The sequence below is a fragment of the Nocardia asteroides genome, assembly GCA_019930625.1.
GTDB classification, from domain to species: Bacteria; Actinomycetota; Actinomycetes; order Mycobacteriales; family Mycobacteriaceae; genus Nocardia; species Nocardia sputi.
This window is the reverse complement of the sequence record CP082844.1, coordinates 768,774-788,039: the sequence shown is the minus strand read 5'-3', so window position 1 is coordinate 788,039 and position 19,266 is coordinate 768,774. Positions and strand designations below refer to the sequence as shown.

Genomic DNA, 19,266 nt, shown 5'->3' with positions numbered 1-19,266 from the left:
TCAGAAACTGTTCGCCAACAGCGCATACTCCGCGGCGACCTTCTGTCGCACGTCCGGTTCCTTATCACTGGTGACGACTCCGACGTACCGCTTGTACGCCACGTAGCACCGGTACTTGTACTCCCGTTCCGGGTCACCCTTGCTGTTGAGCTGCAGGCACTTGGCGCCGGGAACGTCCCTGGGAGCGCCCAGCGGGTCGTAGTGGGCGCCTTCGCTCTCCAACAGGCCGGTGACCAGCTTCTGGGCGGCTTCCGCATCGCGGGTGCGGGCGACGTAGCTGTCGTCGACGAGGCCGATGTGGTCCACGCCCGCGTCTTCGATCAGGCGCAGGTGGACGGACTCGTCGTCGGCGCGGTGCACCGTGTGGTAACCGCCGTAGACGGCGAAGGACGCCGGGTCGGGAGCGCGGTCCTTGCGGTCGGCGACCGCGACGCGGGCGAGCAGGCCGTCCGGGTCGACCTCGAGGGAGTCGAGCTTGTTCTCCGGGGTGGCTGTGAACTCACCCAGCTGCGCGACCTGGGCGGCAAGGGTTTTGTCGACCCATTTCACGAGGTCGTCGCCGTCGGCGGTGGGCCGCTGGATGAACAAGGAGATGACGAACTCCTTGTGCGCCATGAAGGTGCCGACAGTCGGAACGCCGGGTCGCCAATGGATGTGGGCGTCGGGATATTTCGTCGACGACAGTTTGCGGTTGTCCGGGGAGATGGCGATGTCGACGTCTTCGAGTTCGCGCGCGGCCAGCTTCGCGGTGGCCTCGTCGGGAAAACGGAACAGGGCGTTGGTGACCGCCGTGGCATCCGGGGCCGGGTTGGACTGGCCCGCGGGATCGGGGCGGTCCGCGCCGCTGGCGGCGTACCCGACGATCAGCTTGCGGTTGTCGAAGACCGGTTTGGACACCTTGGCCACGAAGTTCAGCGCCTGCTCGGCGTCGGTCACGACGGTGCTGCCGCGCCCGAACTTCAGCATTGGGTCGATGCGCACGGTCGGGACCACGGCATCGGACATCCGCATGCCTTCCAACAGCGCGCCCTTGCCGCCGGAGTCCTGGCTGTAGTCGTGCTTGTCGATTGGATAGGTGCCGACTTCCAGCACGCGTACATCGATCTCGCCCGCGGTCGGCGTTCCCTGCACGGCTGCGCAACCGGCCAGCATCCCCGCCAGTGCCAGGCAAGACGCGGTGAGCGCGATGCGTTGCGTCCGAACCATCTCAGGCCCCTCGTTCCTCCCGTTACTGACACTGAAGTTACCCGACGGACGACGGGGAGGGGGACCGGTGGTGTTCGTATTGCCATACCCTTGTGGGTGTGGCGACGACCTTGCACTGCACCCCCGGTGGAGGCCGATACCGTTGAAGGATCGGCAGGTCGAAGTCGTCGTAGGCAGCCACGCCGTGGCCAGGGTCGCGGGGGCGGTCGTAGTCGTCGCGCACCGCAGGCCGGGCAGGCCGACGCAGGACTCGCCCGCCGTCGTCGCTGTCGAATCGCTGGCCGAACTGGTGCGCGAGGCGACCGATCGGGAACCGGACGGTCCCGGAGCCCTGGTGGCCCGGCAGGCCACGCGCTGGCTGATGAAACACGCCGAGCGGATCAGCCCGGGGGAACCGATCGACTTCGGCATCCTCTCGCTCGCCGAGAACGGGGGCTTGGCGATCTTCTTGCACGGAGCGGTCACCGCCGTGCTGGCCGGTGACGGCGCCGTCGAGCGGTATCGCGGCAGCGACGCGGCCTTCACGGTGGACCGGGTCGCCGCGATTCCCGCGCGGGCGGCGGCGTTGTTCGTCGACGACGGGAAGGGCCGCATCCCGGACCTGCCGCCGGAGCGCGGCATCGGCTGGCTGGTCGAGGGCATCGCGCAGGCGGGCGGCGCGATCGTCTGGTCGGAGGGTTCCCGCGCCGGTATGCCCGCGAACAGCCACGCGTCCCGTCCACCGGGCACGCATCGCCGCCCGGAGTCGCCGCCGCTGCCGACGGCGCGCATCGAACCCGAGCCCACCGCATCGGAACGGCAGCACCGGCCCGAGCCGGAGCCGCGGCACGTGCTCGGCCAACCGCGGTACCCGACCGCGCCGTCGACCGCGATGCTCGACGCGGAGGCCGAGCAGCCGCCGATCGATCCGCACCACGCGCCCACCCAGGTGGGTGGCACCAACCCCGCGCCGCAGCCGGATCCGCAACTGCGGCGCAGGCTGGAGGCCACCGCGAAAGCCACCGCGCTCACCGTCAAAGTCATGGGATTCAAGTGCGCCCGAGCGCATCCCAGCGATCCGCGGGCGGCGTTCTGCACCGTGTGCGGGATGCCGGTGGACCAGACCCAGGCGCTGATCGAAGTGGTCCGCCCGCCGCTGGGCATGCTGATCCTCGACGACGGCATGACCTACATGCTCGCCGCGGACGCGGTGATCGGGCGCGATCCGGAGCGTTCCCCCGCCGCGGAGAGCGGACTCGTCCCGCTGCGCGTCGACGACGCCTCCGGCGGCATGTCCCGGGCCCACGCGGAGATCCGCTTGGTGAACTGGGACGTGATGGTGGTGGACTGCGGTTCGACCAACGGCACCCGGACCCGGCTGCCGGGCTACCGCGATTGGATGCGCCTGGCGGCGAACCAGTCCATGGTGCTGCTACCGGGCACCGAGATCATGCTCGGCAACCGGGTGCTGCGCTTCGAACTGGCCGCGCCGCCGCCGTTCGGCCGCTGAGCGCGCTAGGCATAGCGTGCGGCGCAGATGCTCTCGCCGTTCAGGACGCCCGCGCGGAAGGCCTCGACCCGGGAGAAACCACTGGGAACGGTCCTGCCTTGGGCGTCGCTCGCGGCCAAGCCGTCGGTGAGCAGACCCGATACCGCCTCGTCCAGGTCGCCTGCGGCGAGCTTGATATCGCCCTGACTCACCGGTCGGCCGGATTCGGCGAGCTTGCCGGTGACCACTCCGGACAGACAAGCCGCGCGCAGTCCGGTCTTGGCGCCCACCAGGCTCTGGCCGCGGCTCTGCTGGACGGCCAGGGTATATCGGGAGATGAACACGATGTAGCCGTTGTAGTCGCCGGTCACTTTGAGCGGCAGCGGGTCGTCCTCGCCGGAGTTCGAGGTACCCCGCTCGGCGAGCCCGGGAATGTCCGCGGCGATCGTGTTCTTCGCGGGGCAGTACGACACCGGTTCGGTGACCACGCCGTTGCGGCATTCGATCTTCGCTCGGGAGTAGTCGTAGGTCGGCTCGTGATCGACCGGCAGAATGAACTCGAGCGCTTTGGTGAGCTCGATCAGGCTTTCCTTGGTGATCGGGAATTCACCGTGCCCTTGGTCGTCGCTGAAACTCTGGGGCAGGTTCGCGCGGCGCTGGTCGATCTCGTCCTGGTCGATGCCCTTGCACCCCTTGGGGCCGTCGGTGAAACCGATCTGCACCGCGGTGACGCGTTCGAAGGCCGAGCCGTGCACGCTCTCCGGGTCGTCGGGGTCGGAGTCGCGGATGGCGACGGTGGCGGCGAGCACCGAGTTCAGGCCGTCGGAGGTGTTGATCGTGAAGTGCCGGGCCTTGCCTTCGGCGACGTGCCGCATGAACGCCCCCGCGAAGCAGTCCGCCTGCTGCTCTTTGACGATCACCGGGTCCTTCGGCCCGACGATCTTGGCCATGGTCTGCACCGCGTGCCCGTACTCGTGCGCGAGCACCATCACCACCGCCATCTTGCCGAAGGCCTCCTCCATGGTGGGAAGCAGCACCGACCGATCCCAGCCGATGGAATTGTCCAAGCGGCAGTAGGCGGCGTTCACCAAGCGGTAGGTGGTCTCCTTGCAGAACTCGACCGCCTCGCTGCGCCCAGCCTTCGCGCTCCACGACAGCAGCTTCTCCACCGGCTTGAACTCGCCTTGGAATTCCTTGCCGAACTCGCCGCGCCAGTAGGTCTGGATGTCGTCGACGGCGTTTAGCGCCAGCGTGTCCACGGCCCCGCCGTCGCCATTCGTCGCGGTCAGTGGGCTGTCCGGGACGCCGGTGCGCGGTCCGCTGGGTCCGCTCGTGGTCGGCAGTCCGGCGACCTTGAACGGATCGTCGTAGACGGATACGGCGCGGCCGTCGACCACTCGGGTGCAGCCCCCTGCCAGTATCAGAACACCCAGCAGCGCCGCGACCAGCGAGGTCGCTCCCACTCTCGGCAAGGTTCCCCCTCGTCGACCGGTACAGCGTTCACGTCGCCGGATCGCGGCAATTGGCGCATCGGGGGCACCGCCGATGTCCGGGTGATGGAATAGTATCCGCTGCATGTCTTCACCGGGGGCGCAGACCATCACCGTGCGCCATGATGGAAACGAACGAGTATTCGATTCGAGCCAGCAGGTCACGATGGGCCGCGCGCCAGAGGTGACGCTGTTCGTCGACAGCCCGCTCGTTTCTCGTGTGCACGCGACGCTGGCATGGCAGGGCAGCGCCTGGGTGTTGACCGACAACAGGAGCACCAACGGGGTGTTCGTCGACGCGCGCAGGCTGACCCAGCCGGTGTCGATCGACCGGCCAACCCAGGTCCGGCTCGGTGACGCCATCAGCGGTCCGCTGTTGCATCTGCTGCCGGCGAGCCCGCAACCACCGCACCGGCCTTCGGTGCGACCCCCGCAGCAGGCGCCCCAGGCGCAGCCCGGTCCGCCGCCGCAGGCGGTCCGGCGACCCGCGCAGCAGTTCCAGCGTCCGCACTATTCCCCGCCGCAGGACACGCCCGCGCCCGCGCTGAACGTCAACATGACGACCAGGGCCGAGACCTCGAACATGCCGCCGGTCCGGGCCAGGGCCGCCACGGCGCCCATCGCCCGCGCCGACCGGATCCCGCAGACCGGGCTGAGCATCGGCCGCACCACCGACAACCAGATCGTCGTCAACGATCCGCTGGCCTCGCGCAAGCACGCCCGTCTGGTCGCCTCCGCCGAGGGGCTCACCATCGAGGACCTCGGTTCGGCCAACGGCACGTTCGTCAACGGCCACCGCCAGCAGCGGGTGGTGCTGCGCGAACGGGACATCATCACCGTCGGCAACGTCGACTTCGTCGTCCAGCAGGGCACATTGGTGCACCGGCAGAAGCCGGTCGCCGAGCAGGGCCTCGCGGTGCACGGGGTCGGCTTCACCGTCGAGGGCAACAAGCAACTGCTCGTCGACGTGAACATGTCGGCCAGTCGCGGGACGCTGACCGCGCTGATCGGGCCCTCCGGTGCGGGCAAGTCGACGCTGTCGCGCCTGATCGCAGGCACCACCCGGCCCTCGGGCGGCGTGGTCACCTTCGAGGGGCGCAACCTGCACGCCGAGTACGAGGCGCTGCGTTCCCGCATCGGCATGGTGCCGCAGGACGACGTGCTGCACCGCCAGCTCACGGTGCGCCAGGCGCTCGGTTTCGCGGCCGAGCTGCGGCTGCCCCGGGACAACAGCAAGCAGGACCGGCAGAAGGTCATCGACGGTGTATTGCAGGAGCTTTCGCTCACCGAGCACGCCGACACCAGGGTCGACCGCCTTTCCGGCGGTCAGCGCAAACGCGCTTCGGTGGCGCTGGAGTTGCTGACCGGCCCGTCGCTGCTGATCTTGGACGAACCGACCTCCGGCCTCGATCCGGCACTGGACCGCCAGGTCATGGTGATGCTGCGCGAGCTGGCCGACGCCGGCCGCGTGGTGATCGTGGTGACCCACTCGGTGGCGCACCTGGACATGTGCGACCAGGTGCTGCTGCTGGCCCCCGGCGGCAAGACCGCCTACTGCGGCAACCCGGCCGGTGTCGGCGCGGCGCTCGGCACCAGCGACTGGGCGGAGATCTTCGCCAACGTCGCGGCCAACCCGGATCAGGCGTTCGCGGCCTATCGCTCCCGGCAGGCGTTCGCACCGCCGCCTCCGCCGCCTCCGCAGCCGTACGGGTCCGCGGGCAGTCCACCGCAGTCCAGTCGCGGAAAGCAGTTCTCGACCCTGGCGCGCCGTCAGATCCGGCTGATCCTGGCCGACCGCGGTTATCTCACGTTCCTCGTGATCCTGCCGTTCATCCTCGGTGCGCTCTCGCTGGTGGTGCCGGGGCAGAACGGTTTCCAACGCGGCGCGTTGAAAGCGCTGCCGGACGGCACATTCGTGCCGGAGGGCGGCAGTGAGACGCAGCAGCTACTGGTGGTGCTCATTCTGGGCGCCTGCTTCATGGGCTCCACGCTCACAGTGCGCGACCTGGTCGGCGAACGGACCATCTTCCACCGCGAACGCGCTGTCGGGCTGCTGCCTTCGGCGTACCTGATGGCGAAGATCGCCGTGTTCAGCCTGACCGCGCTGCTGCAATCAGCGGTGCTGGTCGGCATCGTGCTCGCGGGCAAGAAGCGTCCTGGAGAGGGGGCGGTGCTGGCCTCCGGCAGCGCGGAGCTGTACATCGACATCGCGCTGACCGCGATCTGCTGCGTGGTCCTCGGCCTGTTGCTCTCGTCGCTGGCGAAGTCGAACGAGCAGGTGATGCCGTTGCTGGTGGTGGCCATCATGTGCCAGCTGGTGATGGCGGGCGGTCTGATCCCGGTCACCGGCCGCATCGTGCTGGAGCAGGTGTCCTGGCTGTTCCCGGCGCGCTGGGGCTACGCGGCCGGTGCGTCGACGGTGAACGTCCGTGAGTTGTTCCTGAACGCGCAGCCCGACACTCTCTGGCAGCACAAACCGGAGATCTGGGCGCTGGACGCGGGCGTGCTGCTGTTGATCACCGTGGTACTGGCGGTCCTCACCTGGCGCCGCTTGCGACTGAAGAAGTCGGCGGCGTGACGCGGCTTCGAGCGTTCGCGGGCGCCCCGGTGCGCGAAAGCGGCTCCGAGCGGCGCGGGAGGGCAACGACGAGCATCTCGGCCGCGAACCGGGCACACTTATGCCTGTGACGGTGCGAGTAGGGGCAGTGCATCTCGGCTGGGATGTGGTGTCTGTGGCGGCCGGTGGCGGTGGCATCCCCATCCGCCCGGTGCAGGTGGAGGGTATGTGGACGCCGCCGGCCTATCTGCTGGCGGATTCGTCGGGCCGGTTGCATACGGCGGGCGTGGAACGCAACAGGCCGGATCTCGGAATGGCGATCGCCGACGTGCGCGACATCCTCGGACATCCGCAGATCGTGGTCGCGGGCGCGACGTGGCCCGCGGAGCTGGTCTTCCGCGCGCGCATGTACAACCCGCTCGCGGAGATCGGCAAACACTTGCGCGGCAAACCGGACCTGGTGGCGCTGCCCTTCCCGGACCACTGGCCGGAGGAGAAGGTCGAGGTATACGCCTCGATGGTGGAACAGCTCGACGTGATGGTGGAGCCGCTGCCGGAGAGCGTCGCGCTGTCCGGCTACGTCCGAGCGCTCGGACTGGTGCACCCGCCGGACCGCTCCATGCCGCACGGCATCGGCGCGACGGGCGTGTACTCCGACGGCCGCAGCATGCTGGTGGTCGCGGTGCACGGCGACGACGAGCAGCCCACCGAGTCGGTCGACGTTCCGGTCGACGCGGAGGCCATGCGCGATGCCAGGTCGGCGGACGACGTGGTGATCGAGGTGATGGCCGCGGCGCGTTCGATCGGCGCGGACACCTCGACGGTCCTGCTGTCGGGCAACGTGCGCTTCAACGACGCGTTGCGCCTGGCTTTCCAGAACCATCTCGGCCACCGGCTGCACGTGGCCGACCATCCGATGCACGCGCTCGTGCTCGGCGCGGCGCACCTGCTGGTCAGCGACACCGAAGCCGAGGAGCCCGAGCAGGCAGGCAGGCATGCCGAGCCTGTCCCGCAGCGCCCGGTGGACGCGCGGCCCCGAGCCGAGTACCCCGGGCCGCCGCCGCAACCCGCGGACGCCGGACAGCGATCGACCGGGCCGGTGCCCGGCGTCCAGTACGGGCCGGGATACCCGACCCAGCACGACGAGGCGACGACCAGGATCGGACGCGACGACGCGCCGCGGGGTCTCCCGCCGAACCTCGCCGAGCTGGGCAGTCGCTTCACCCGGCCGCCGAGCGCGCCCGACGAGCAGCAGACCGGGCGTCCGCAGAGCGACCTCGCGGGCCCGCCGTCGGGGCCGCTGCCCGGTGGGCCGGTGCCGCCGCTGGGCCCGCAGCCGCCCTACTCGGGCGCACCGGAGCCGTTACATGGCGGACAGCGCCAGGGCGCCTGGCAGGACCCGGAGTCCGATGCGGACGATCGGCACCGCAAGGGCAAGCTCTGGAACAAGATGAAGGGCAATTTGTTCGGAGCGAACACCGTCGCCGGGGCAGTGGCACTGGCCGTGGTCGCGCTTCAGTCCGGAGGCGATCGGGTCGAGCTGACCGCGCGGCAGGTCGTGGGGGACACGGGATCGGTGGTCGCGGAGGAGATGGCCGCCGACGGTGCGGCCGAGCCGGTCGCGTGTCCGAGCGTCCCCTACGCGATCACCAAGCCCAGACCGGGAGTCACCACAGCGCGGGGGAACGGGCCCGAAGTCCACGAAAGCGTCGCCGAGTGCGGGCGGCCGGACGTCGACACCCTGCGTTACCTGGTCCCCGGCCCGCCCGGAGCCATGGACTTCGGTCCGCCGATCGAAATCTGACGCGATTTCTTCCCGCGATACCCCACTGGTATCGTGGCTCGTTGGCGTGTGGAACGTCCGGTCGATCCCTGGTGGATCGCCCGAGCGTCCACCGAGCCCCGGGTCTCCACCGGCCGCCGGGAACATTCTCGACCGCACGCTCGGCTGGCAACACCGACGACAGACAGGGAAGCACTGTGCCTACGTACAGCCCCAAGGCGGGTGACGTGACCCGTAAGTGGTACGTCATCGACGCCACTGACGTAGTGCTCGGCCGTCTCGCCGTCCAGGCAGCGAATCTGCTGCGTGGCAAGACGAAGCCGACCTACGCCCCGCACGTCGATGGTGGCGATTTCGTCATCATCATCAATGCCGACAAAGTCGCCATCAGCGGCAACAAGCGGCAGGACAAGCTGATCCACCACCACTCCGGGCACCCGGGCGGCCTCAAGTCGCGGACCGTCGGTCAGGTGTTGGAGACCCGTCCCGATCGGCTCGTGGAGAAGGCCGTCAAGGGCATGATCCCGAAGAACAAGCTCGGTAACGCCATCGCGGGCAAGCTGAAGGTCTACGCGGGCCCCACGCACCCGCACGCCGCCCAGCAGCCCATTCCGTTCGAGATCAAGCAGGTGGCCCAGTGACCGCTCCCGAGGAATTCAACGAGGACTTCGTCGAGGAATTCGACGCTGCCGAGCCCGTCGAGGACGGTGCGGGTTACGAGGACTCCGAGGCTTCGGACTCTTCCGAGACCTACGCTCCGGTCGTGATCGACCGCCCGGTGCAGACCGTCGGCCGCCGCAAGGAGGCCGTCGTGCGCGTGCGCCTGCTGCCCGGCTCCGGCAACTTCGTGCTCAACGGCCGCACCATCGAGGACTACTTCCCGAACAAGGTGCACCAGCAGCTGGTCAAGTCGCCGCTGGTGACCGTCGAGCGCACCGAGAACTTCGACGTGCACGCCCGCCTGGTCGGCGGCGGCCCGTCCGGCCAGGCAGGCGCCCTGCGGCTGGCCATCGCCCGCGCGCTGATCGAGGTCACCCCGGACGATCGTCCCGCCCTCAAGCGGGCCGGCTTCCTGACTCGTGACCCGCGTGCCACCGAGCGTAAGAAGTACGGTCTGAAGAAGGCGCGCAAGGCGCCGCAGTACTCGAAGCGCTGATTTCGGCATCGTCGGCCCTCCGCATCCGGCGCCCTCGCGGTGCCGGAGGCGGTACGGTCGACGCGGCAGCTGTACGAGAGCAGGCTTCCAGCGAACAGCTGGTCGCCTGCTCTCGCGCTGTATGAAGATGTGGCGTGCGTGGGGCTTGCATGGTGCACAGTCCGGTGCCTCCCAGGGCCGACGCTCACGTCACGGATCACCAATGAGGGGCGAGGTATGGGACGGTTGTTCGGCACCGACGGAGTCCGCGGGCTTGCCAACGAGTCGCTGAGTCCGGAGTTCGCGCTGCGCGTTTCCGGAGCGGCCGCGCAGATCCTGAGCCGGGGCAAGAAGCGTGCGCTCGCGGTGGTCGGCCGCGATCCCCGGGCCAGCGGAGAGATGCTCGAGGCCGCGGTGACCGCCGGCCTGACCGCGGCGGGCGTGGACGTGCTCTCGGTGGGAGTGCTGCCGACGCCGGCCGTCGCCTACCTCACCGGTCTGTACGATGCCTGTCTCGGCGTGATGATCTCCGCCTCGCACAACCCCATGCCGGACAACGGCATCAAGATCTTCGCCGCGGGCGGGCACAAACTCGACGACGCGATCGAGGACCGGATCGAGGCGCTCGTCGCCGCGGACACGCCGTTCCGCCCGACCGGCGCCGGTATCGGACGGGTGCGCAGCGCGGCGGGCGCGCGGGATCACGGGCTGGTCATCCCGGACCAGTACAGCCTCGCGGGCACCCACGAGCGTTACGTGGAGCACCTGGTGGAGGCCACCGGCCAGGACCTGTCCGGGCTGACCGTCGTGGTCGACTGCGCGCACGGCGCCGCCGCCGAGGTGGGGCCCGCCGCGTATCGCGAGGCGGGAGCGACAGTGATCGCCATCAACGCCGAACCCGACGGGCTGAACATCAACGACGGCTGCGGCTCGACCCATCTCGACCAGGTGCGGGCCGCGGTAGTGGAGCACGGGGCAGACCTGGGCCTGGCGCATGACGGCGACGCCGACCGCTGCCTGGCCGTCGACGCCTACGGCAACGTGGTCGACGGTGACGCGATTCTGGCCATCCTGGCGCTGGCCATGCACGAGGCGGGCGAGCTGGCCGAAAACACCCTGGTCGCCACCGTGATGAGCAACCTCGGTCTGCACATCGCCATGCGCGCGGCCGGAATCACTCTGCGCACCACCGCGGTCGGCGACCGTTACGTGCTCGAGGAGTTGCGGCGCGGCGGCTACACGCTGGGTGGCGAGCAGTCGGGGCATGTGGTGTTCCCCCGCCACGGCACCACCGGTGACGGCATCCTGACCGGCCTGCGCCTGATGGCCCGGATGGCGCAGTCCCGGCGCACTCTGGCCGACCTGGCGAGTGTGCTGCAAACCGTGCCGCAGATCCTGGTGAACGTGCCGGTCAGCGACAAAGCCGTGGTCGCGCGCGCACCGGAGGTGCGGGAAGCGGTGCTGGAGGCGGAGCGGACGCTCGGCGACTCCGGACGAGTATTGCTGCGGCCCAGCGGCACCGAGGAACTGGTGCGGGTGATGGTGGAGGCCACCGATCCGGCGCAGGCGCGGCAGCTGGCGGACGATCTCGCCAAACGGGTAGCGGCTGTGTGATTTCGCCGGCGCCTTCGGCGCTGGGTGTGCGGTCTCGCTTCGCTCGAAACGGGAATTGCGGTGCGCTGGGCAGGATACGCGCGCCGGGTGTCAGTGCGTCTCGGTGAGTACGCCGGCAGCTATGTGCCAGCGACGGGTCGCGCGGACGGTGTCGAGCATGCGGCGGTCGTGGGTGACGAGCAAGAGTGTGCCGGTGAACGATTCGACGGCCTGCTCCAGCTGTTCGATGGCGACGAGGTCCAAGTGGTTGGTCGGCTCGTCCAGCACGAGCAGGTTCACCCCGCGGGCTTGGAGCAGTGCGAGGGCGGCGCGGGTGCGTTCACCGGGGGAGAGGGTGTCGCACGGCCGCAGCACGTGCGGGCCGCGCAGACCGAATTTGGCCAGCAGTGTCCGCACTTCCGCCTCCGGCAGGTCGGGTACCGCGGCCCCGAATGTGTCGGCCAAGGCGGCGGTTCCGCGGAAAAGTTCGCGTGCCTGGTCCACCTCCCCGATCTCCACACCGGAGCCCAGGCTCGCGGTCCCGCTGTCCGGCCGGAGCTTACCCAGCAACAACGCCAGCAAGGTGGACTTCCCGGAGCCGTTCGCCCCGGTGAGTACGATGCGGTCCGCCCAGTCGACCTGGGTGGTGATCGGTCCCAGCGTGAAGTCGCCGCGGGTGACCCTCGCCCGGGACAGCGTCGCCACCACCGAGCCGCTGCGCGGGGCCGTGGCGATGCTCATGCGCAGCTCCCACTCCTTACGCGGCTCCTCCACTGCCTCTAATCGTTCGATGCGGCGCTGGGTCTGCCTGGCTTTGGCGGCTTGCTTCTCGGTCGATTCGGCCCGCATCTTGCGGCCTGCCTTGTCCGAATCCAACTTCCTGGGATCACGCGCCTTACGGCGTGCGTTGCGGACGCCGTGCTCGAGCCAGTTGCGCTGCATCTGCGCGCGGGCCTCCAGGCTCGCTCTGGTGTCGGCGTACTCCTCGTAGGACTCGCGCGCGTGCTGCCGAGCGATCTCGCGCTCCATCAGATACGACTCGTAACCGCCGTCGTACTGCCCTACCTGTTGCTGGGCGAGGTCCAGCTCCACGATGCGATTCACGGTGCGCGCCAGGAATTCCCGATCGTGGCTGATCACCATCAGCGGCACCCGCACGCCCGCGACGAACCGCTCCAGCCGGGCCAGGCCGTCCAGGTCCAGGTCGTTGGTCGGCTCGTCCAGCAGCAGGATGTCGAAGCGCGACAGCAGGACCGAGGCCAGCCCGGCGCGTGCGGCCTGGCCACCGGACAAACCGGTCATCGGCGTGTCCAGGCCGCTCGGCAGGCTGTCGGCGAGGCCGAGGTCGGCGGCCACCTCGTGGGCGCGCTGGTCCAAGTCGGCGCCGCCGAGAGCCAGCCAGCGATCCAGCGCGGGGGAGTACTCGTCCGGCCCGCCTTCGGCGAGTCGCTCGGCCGCGGCGTCCATCGTCCGCTGGGCCGCGGTGACTCCCGTTCGGCGACTGAGGAAATCGAAGACGGTCTCACCCGCGACACGCTGCGCCTCCTGCGCCAGGTAACCGACCGTCGCGTCCGGCGGACTGAGCGTGATGCTGCCCGTCGGCGCCTGCCGCTCGGCGAGCATGCGCAGCAGCGTCGACTTACCCGCGCCGTTCACGCCGACCAGGCCGATCACGTCGCCCGGCGCGAGGGTCAGATCGAGGTCGGCGAACAGCGTGCGCTCGCCGTGACCGGCCGACAGGCCGCGGGCATGCAGAGTGGTGCTCACCAGCACGAGTCTGCCGTGCTCAGGGTCGCACCCTGAGGTCGGCCCCCGGGAGAAATCAGGGTCGGTATCGCCCGCCGGGCCGATGGCGCGGCCTGCGGCGGCGAGGACAGTGGAGGTCGTAGCGATCACCGCCAGAGAGGGAAGACCAATGACCGTCCCCACCCGCCGTTTCGCCCGTTCCGCCCACGACAAGTGGATCGCGGGCGTCTGCGGTGGCATCGCCGACTACCTCGGCTGGAATGCCAACGTCGTCCGTCTGCTGTTCGTGGTGTCGTGCCTGCTGCCCGGTCCGCAGTTCATCCTCTACCTCGTACTGTGGCTGGTGATGCCGAAGAAGTGAGCTGGAAGGCTGCGCCGAGCCCGCTCGGCTGTCAGGATGGGATGATGCCGCTTGTGCGGCACCGTACGAGTCCTGCTGAGGAGGAGTCATGATCACCTCGGAATTCCCCGGTCTGGATATACCCGGCATCGACGCGTCCTCGTCGCTCGGTGGATTGGGTGCGATCGAACTGCATCACCCGACCCAGGACATCGACGGCGACGGCACCCTCGACACCATCACCACGACGGGCGAGGAGGCGATGCACGTCTGGACCGACTACGACCACGACGGCTTCGCCGACCACGTCACCGTGGTGGAGAAGGACGGCGACTACGCCGCATGGGAATTCCACCGCCACCCCGACGGCACCTCCGAGTGGGTTCGCACCGATCATGGCCGGATCGGCGGCTAGCCGAACCGGCAGCGGAGGAACCGATTCGGACGCGCCCACGTCCAACGATCCGACACGAGCGGTTCGGCCGCCATGATCGTTGTGCCGCCGGCGCGAAATTCGGGGGAACCGGGTGTCGGCGTGTTGCGTCGAAGGAAGTACGGCGGAATCAGGCGCGAACGAGATTCGCGTCGGCGCAATGACACTACGAGGATGGAGGGGAATCGTGGGCGGGTCGGAGATGGTCGGTGTCCGGACGGGGGAGCTCGGTGCGCTGGGCAGCGACTACCGGAGATCGGCGGACGCCGTCCGCGACCAAGCCGTGCGAGTCGCCGATCACCGGTTCGGCATCGCCGGCGAGGCGGGCCGCAACTACGCGCCGCAGGGAACGGCGGTTCATCAGGGGCTGGACCGAATCAGCGCATGGCTGCGGAATTGGAGCGACGCCACCACCGCGACCGCCGACGCGCTCGGCGCCGCCGTAGTGGCATACGCCGAGACCGACCAGCAACGCGCCTCCGAGACGAACAAGACATGAAACCGCCGAATGACAAGTGTTCGCACCAGCGACGCCACACATTCGAGGAGTCGGAATCATGACGATTTCGTGGCAGGGCAAGGCGATCGACACCCTCTTGGACGAGGGCAGCGCGGGCCTGCAGTACTGGATCGAGTTCATGCCGCTGTACGAGGCGGCGTTCGGCGGCGACGGGGGGCGCGGGAACGTCGACAAGCTGCTGGCGATGTACGACGAGCAGCGCGGCATGCGGGTGGAGAAGCTGGAGCAGGCGGGCGAGGCGCTGAAAGTCGCTCTGGCCGAGGTCGATCGGCAATGGGACGCGCAGCAGGGCTACAACCGCAGGTTGCCCGAGTTGTGGCAGGGAACGGCGGCCGCCACCGCGCTCGACATGCTCGGCAAACAGTCGGTCCTTGCCGACGAGGACCGGCAGCACGCCCGGGCGGCCATGACCGTGATCGCGGATATGGCCGGTTCGTTGCGCTCGGCGGTCGCCGCGAAGGCGTTCGCCACCCGTGAGTTGCTGGAGGGCCCGGTGGGCGGCAGCAAAGTCGTCAAGATCGACGGTAAGACTCCCGAAGACGTGAAAGTCATTGTCGACGTGCACAATGCGCGGGAGTGGATCGACGCCGACCAGGTGCGCGAACTCGGCCGCATCTTCCCCGCGCTCGCCGTGCCGGAGGACCAGATCAACAAAAGCGTTCTCGGCTTCATCAATTCCGACAGCAAGAATCTGCTCACCGGCGCGTACGGCGACCGGGTCCGCAGCGTCACCGATGAGTGGCTGACCAAGACCTTCAAACCGGATTTCGATCGAAAACTGGGGTCGTATGTCGATGTCTGCGCCGAGGTCGATCGCCTGTTCAAGGACCAGTACAAGAACCTGACCGATGCGATGGCGCAGGTATCCGAGCAGGCCTACCCCCGCCCGGAAGGACCGGCCACCCCCCAGCTGGATGCTCCTGTGCGCCAGGACAATCCCACGAACACGGCTGCCCCGGGGCCGCCTGGGACACCCGCCACCACGACCCCGGCGAGTACCACACCCAGCAGCGTACCCACGTCGACCACACCGACCACACCCACTACTCCGACCACGCCCAGCAACCCGACCACCCCGGCGCTCAGGACGCCGTCGCTGGACGGGTTGGCGGCGATCAGCCAGGTGGCCAGGGAGTTCTCCCCCCTGGCAACGGGTCTCGGCCAGGCGGTCACCCAGGGGCTGTCCGCGCTGAGCGGCACGATCAAAAGCGGGGTCGATGACGCGGTCGAAAAGCTCATGCAGAGCGTCGATCCGAAGAACGCCGAGGCCGACGTCGAAAACGAAGAAGCCGAGAACGAGAAAGTGGCGCCGAAGGCCGAATTCGATATCGGCGGAAAGCATGTGAAGTTCGAGATGGGGCCGGACGGCCGGTTGAAACTCCTCCTCTCCGACGCCACCGGCGAAGAACAGGAGTTCACCGTCGAGCTGAACGAGCACGGGATGCCGATCATCTCGACCACCGATCCGAAAGCGGAGAACGCACAGCCTCCGGCGCCTGAGGCTTCGGCGCCTGAGGCTTCGGCGCCTGAGGTTCCGGAGCCGGAGGCTCAGGAGAAGCAGAAATCGCCCGACCCGGCTCCGGAGACCGAAACAGGTCGGCCCGGTCTGCCGAGCGCGACCCCGCCGAGCACCCGCCGCGAAGAAGACGGCGAGCACTACCCGAAGCCGCTGCCGGAGCAAGGCGAGCCGGAACCCGACACGCCGGTGGACAGCGGTGCGGAACTCGCCGAAGCCGGACCGCTGGGAGCGGACTTCGCCGAGGCTGGTCCGCTGTGAGCGCGGCCGCGACCGGTACCGCCACGTCGGAGGAGCGAGGAGGCGCCGCGTGGTGAACTACGCCGAGGAAGCGAGGCAACTCGCCGCCGAGAATCAGCGCCGCATGTCTCTGCTGCTCGACGAGATCCAGGCGATCAACGAGCAGACCGCGGCGACCGGCCGAGAGTTCGCCGATCGCTTGACCGCGGACATGGACCAGTTCTGGGCGACGCACGCCGCCGAACTGGACAAGGCCGCCGCCGAGGCGGAGGCGCAGCGACGGTTGGAGGACGAAGCGCGGGAGCAGCGCGAGGCCGTCGCGCGATCGATGGCCGCCCGGCGAGCCAATCAGACGGTCGCGCCGGTCGACGAGGAGGACGAGGAGGCCAAGTTCTACCAGCGCAAGAGCTGGCTGATCTGACCGGCGCTCCGGACACCGGTGAGTCGGCTACCGTCGCAGCAGCGCGGCCAACTGGCCGACCTTCAGCTTCGGCGGCTCCTTCTCCTGCGGCGCTTCGGGGTCGATGACCGTGGTGTGCGGGATGACCTCGTCGGGCTCGGCGAAGGGACGGTAGGTCTTGTCGCCCGTCAGCGTGGCGAGCAGGTATCCGGCCAGCAGGGCGCGGGTGGTGCGCGCGGTCTTCGATTCGTGCTTGCCCGCGCCGATGGCGGCGAGGACGCGCCGGCCCTCGATGATGCCGTTGTGCGAGGCCTTGTCGACGGCGCGAAGGATCGCGGGACCACCCCACGCGGTGGTCAGCGGGATGGCGTTGGAGCTGACCGAGGTGATGTCGGTCGCGCCGGCCAGGATCAACGCCGGAACGTCGAGCTCGGGCGCGACGGCTTCGGCGGCCGGCGACGTCGGCGCGGGGAACAGCGCCACGACGGTGGCGACGTCGCGGCGTCCGGCGGCGATGACGGCGGCGCCCGCGCCCATGCCGTGTCCGGCCAGGGCGAGACGCTCCGGGTGCACGCTGATCTCGCCGTCGCCGAGCCGCACGCCGGTGCAGATGTCGAGCGTGGTCAGCAAGTCGGCGGCCAGCCCCAGATGTGACGGGATCGGCCCGCGCTCGGTGTCCGGGGCGGCGGCCACAATCCCCCACGAAGCGAGGTGTTCCAGCAGGGTGCGGTAGTGCCCCGCCCCGGTCAGCCAGCCGTGCCCGAAGGCGACGGCAGGTAGATTCCGCCCGGACTCGGGGGTGAACACCACCCCCGGCTGGCCGGCGATGGCCAGATTGCCGCGCAACACGCGGTGCGGGCCCCGGCTGGTCAGGGTGCTCAGTAGCGATTTCACAGACGCCGACACGACGTGAACGTTATCCGATAAGTAGTGTGGTGAGCCATGTGCGGAATCGTGGGGTACGTCGGGTACCGAGACGCGCTCGGCGTCGTCGTTGACGCGTTGCGCCGCATGGAATATCGCGGTTACGACTCCGCGGGTGTGGCGATCCTGGACGGCGCGGGCGCGCTGGCGGTGGAACGCAAGGCGGGTCGCCTGGCCAACCTGGAGGCCCAGCTGTCGCAAACCGGCATCGACCGCTTCGTGGGCACCACGGGCATGGGGCACACCCGCTGGGCGACGCACGGCGCGCCGACCGACCGCAACGCGCACCCGCATCGGGACGACAGCGGCAAGGTCGCGGTGGTGCACAACGGCATCATCGAGAACTTCGCTCCGCTGCGCCGCGAACTGGAGGACGCCGGGGTCGAGCTGAGCAGCGACACCGACACCGAGGTAGCCGTGCACCTGGTGGCCCGCGCGTATGCGAACGGCCCGACCGCCGGTGACTTCGCGGCCAGCGCGCTGGCCGTGCTGCGCCGTCTGGAGGGCGCGTTCACCCTGGTCTTCACGCACGCCGATCACCCGGACACGATCGTGGCCGCGCGCCGTTCCACGCCGCTGGTGGTGGGCGTGGGCAAGGGCGAGATGTTCATCGCCTCGGATGTCACGGCGTTCATCGAGCACACCAGGGAGGCGGTCGAGCTCGGTCAGGACCAAGCTGTCGTGATCAACCTGGACAGCTACCGGGTGACCGATTTCACCGGCGAGGACGCGAGTTCGCGCACCCGCCCGTTCACGATCGACTGGGACCTTGCCGCGGCCGAGAAGGGCGGCCACGACTACTTCATGCTCAAGGAGATCGATGAGCAGCCCGCCGCGGTCGCCGACACCCTGATGGGGCATTTCAGCACCGATCGCGACGGCGCGGGCCGGATCGTGCTGGACGAGCAGCGTCTGGCCGACCAGGAGCTGCGCGATTTCGACAAGGTGTTCGTCGTCGCGTGCGGAAGCGCCTACCACTCCGGTCTGCTGGCCAAATACGCCATCGAGCACTGGACGCGGTTGCCCGTCGAGGTCGAGCTGGCCAGCGAATTCCGCTACCGGGATCCGGTGCTGGATCGCTCCACGCTGGTGGTGGCGATCTCCCAGTCCGGCGAGACCGCCGACACGCTGGAGGCGGTGCGCCACGCGAAAGAGCAGAAGGCGCGCGTCCTGGCGATCTGCAACACCAACGGCGCGCAGATTCCCCGCGAGTCCGACGCGGTGCTCTACACCAGGGCCGGGCCGGAGATCGGCGTCGCCTCCACCAAGGCGTTCCTGGCCCAGGTGACCGCGAATTACCTGGTCGGGCTCGCCTTGGCGCAGGCGCGGGGCACCAAGTACCCCGACGAGGTCGCCCGCGAGTTCGCCGAACTGGAGGCAATGCCGAAGCTGGTGGAACGCGTGCTGGAGACCGCGCCGCAGGTGCGGACCATCGCACGGGAACTCGCGCAGGTGCCGACCGTGCTGTTCCTGGGACGTCACGTCGGCTACCCGGTGGCGTTGGAGGGCGCGCTCAAGCTCAAGGAGCTGGCCTATATGCACGCCGAGGGATTCGCGGCGGGCGAGCTCAAGCACGGTCCGATCGCGCTGATCGAGGACGGCCTCCCGGTGATCGTGGTGATGCCGTCGCCGAAGGGTCGCGCGGTGCTGCACTCGAAGTTGCTGAGCAATATCCGGGAGATCCAGGCGCGCGGGGCGCGCACGATCGTGATCGCCGAGGAAGGCGACGACACGGTTCGCCCGTTCGCCGACGACCTCATCGAGATTCCCAGCGCGCCGACTCTCTTCCAGCCGCTGCTGTCGACGGTCCCGCTGCAGATCTTCGCCGCCGAGGTGGCGCAGGCTCGAGGTTACGACGTCGACAAGCCCCGCAACCTGGCTAAATCCGTCACCGTGGAATAGGCACGGCGGCCGC

General features: G+C 69.1%; 15 protein-coding genes and 1 pseudogene. 12 read left to right on the top strand and 4 right to left on the bottom strand.

The annotated features are described in order from the left end of the window. The gene (locus K8O92_03720) at positions 1 to 1,206 is read right to left on the bottom strand and encodes a hypothetical protein (GenBank protein ID UAK33117.1); all 1,206 of its coding nucleotides are present in this window, start codon (positions 1,204 to 1,206) and stop codon (positions 1 to 3) included. Here K8O92_03720 and K8O92_03715 point away from each other — a divergent pair. Continuing rightward, positions 1,187 to 2,695: an FHA domain-containing protein gene (locus tag K8O92_03715; protein UAK33116.1), complete on the top strand. Its 1,509-nt coding sequence runs from the start codon at positions 1,187 to 1,189 to the stop codon at positions 2,693 to 2,695. The genes K8O92_03720 and K8O92_03715 overlap by 20 nt on opposite strands. Before the next feature lie 5 nt (positions 2,696 to 2,700). Here the strand turns inward: K8O92_03715 and K8O92_03710 are convergent, their stop codons facing one another. Beyond that, positions 2,701 to 4,146 carry a metallopeptidase gene (locus K8O92_03710; GenBank protein ID UAK33115.1) on the bottom strand — a complete coding sequence of 482 codons (1,446 nt, stop codon included), beginning with the start codon at positions 4,144 to 4,146 and terminating at the stop codon, positions 2,701 to 2,703. Between the two features lie 103 nt (positions 4,147 to 4,249). On the opposite strand from K8O92_03710, the gene K8O92_03705 reads away from it, so the two are divergent. The 5 genes and pseudogenes from K8O92_03705 (at position 4,250) to glmM (ending at position 11,253) form a co-directional block, all read left to right on the top strand. Further along, positions 4,250 to 6,742 (top strand): ATP-binding cassette domain-containing protein, encoded by a 2,493-nt coding sequence (locus K8O92_03705; GenBank protein ID UAK33114.1) that lies wholly within the window; start codon positions 4,250 to 4,252, stop codon positions 6,740 to 6,742. A 100-nt stretch (positions 6,743 to 6,842) separates the two neighbouring features. Further along, a pseudogene (locus tag K8O92_03700) lies at positions 6,843 to 7,682 on the top strand (hypothetical protein). Positions 7,683 to 8,701: 1,019 nt separating this feature from the next. Then, complete coding sequence (gene rplM / locus K8O92_03695) at positions 8,702 to 9,145, top strand: 50S ribosomal protein L13 (protein ID UAK33113.1); 444 nt, start codon at positions 8,702 to 8,704, stop codon at positions 9,143 to 9,145. Then, positions 9,142 to 9,660 (top strand): 30S ribosomal protein S9, encoded by a 519-nt coding sequence (gene rpsI, locus K8O92_03690; protein ID UAK33112.1) that lies wholly within the window; start codon positions 9,142 to 9,144, stop codon positions 9,658 to 9,660. The genes rplM and rpsI overlap by 4 nt, the downstream gene beginning before the upstream one ends. Before the next feature lie 216 nt (positions 9,661 to 9,876). After that, complete coding sequence (gene glmM / locus K8O92_03685) at positions 9,877 to 11,253, top strand: phosphoglucosamine mutase (protein ID UAK33111.1); 1,377 nt, start codon at positions 9,877 to 9,879, stop codon at positions 11,251 to 11,253. 90 nt (positions 11,254 to 11,343) lie between these two features. On the opposite strand, the gene K8O92_03680 is transcribed toward glmM, so the two are convergent. Beyond that, positions 11,344 to 12,999 (bottom strand): ATP-binding cassette domain-containing protein, encoded by a 1,656-nt coding sequence (locus K8O92_03680; protein ID UAK35415.1) that lies wholly within the window; start codon positions 12,997 to 12,999, stop codon positions 11,344 to 11,346. Positions 13,000 to 13,147: 148 nt separating this feature from the next. On the opposite strand from K8O92_03680, the gene K8O92_03675 reads away from it, so the two are divergent. The 5 genes from K8O92_03675 (at position 13,148) to K8O92_03655 (ending at position 16,448) form a co-directional block, all read left to right on the top strand. Continuing rightward, entirely contained in the window at positions 13,148 to 13,339 is a 192-nt protein-coding gene (locus K8O92_03675; protein ID UAK33110.1) for a PspC domain-containing protein, read from the top strand. An 88-nt stretch (positions 13,340 to 13,427) separates the two neighbouring features. After that, positions 13,428 to 13,733: a hypothetical protein gene (locus tag K8O92_03670; GenBank protein UAK33109.1), complete on the top strand. Its 306-nt coding sequence runs from the start codon at positions 13,428 to 13,430 to the stop codon at positions 13,731 to 13,733. A gap of 205 nt (positions 13,734 to 13,938) precedes the next feature. Next, complete coding sequence (locus K8O92_03665; GenBank protein ID UAK33108.1) at positions 13,939 to 14,250, top strand: hypothetical protein; 312 nt, start codon at positions 13,939 to 13,941, stop codon at positions 14,248 to 14,250. A gap of 58 nt (positions 14,251 to 14,308) precedes the next feature. Then, on the top strand, positions 14,309 to 16,048 hold the full coding sequence (locus K8O92_03660) for a hypothetical protein (protein UAK33107.1): 1,740 nt from the start codon (positions 14,309 to 14,311) through the stop codon (positions 16,046 to 16,048). 49 nt (positions 16,049 to 16,097) lie between these two features. Continuing rightward, positions 16,098 to 16,448: a hypothetical protein gene (locus K8O92_03655; protein UAK33106.1), complete on the top strand. Its 351-nt coding sequence runs from the start codon at positions 16,098 to 16,100 to the stop codon at positions 16,446 to 16,448. Between the two features lie 27 nt (positions 16,449 to 16,475). Here the strand turns inward: K8O92_03655 and K8O92_03650 are convergent, their stop codons facing one another. Next, a complete protein-coding gene (locus K8O92_03650; protein UAK33105.1) occupies positions 16,476 to 17,333 on the bottom strand; it encodes a hypothetical protein in 858 nt (285 codons plus the stop codon). A 36-nt stretch (positions 17,334 to 17,369) separates the two neighbouring features. On the opposite strand from K8O92_03650, the gene glmS reads away from it, so the two are divergent. Next, on the top strand, positions 17,370 to 19,253 hold the full coding sequence (gene glmS, locus K8O92_03645; GenBank protein ID UAK33104.1) for a glutamine--fructose-6-phosphate transaminase (isomerizing): 1,884 nt from the start codon (positions 17,370 to 17,372) through the stop codon (positions 19,251 to 19,253). Positions 19,254 to 19,266: the final 13 nt, after the last annotated feature.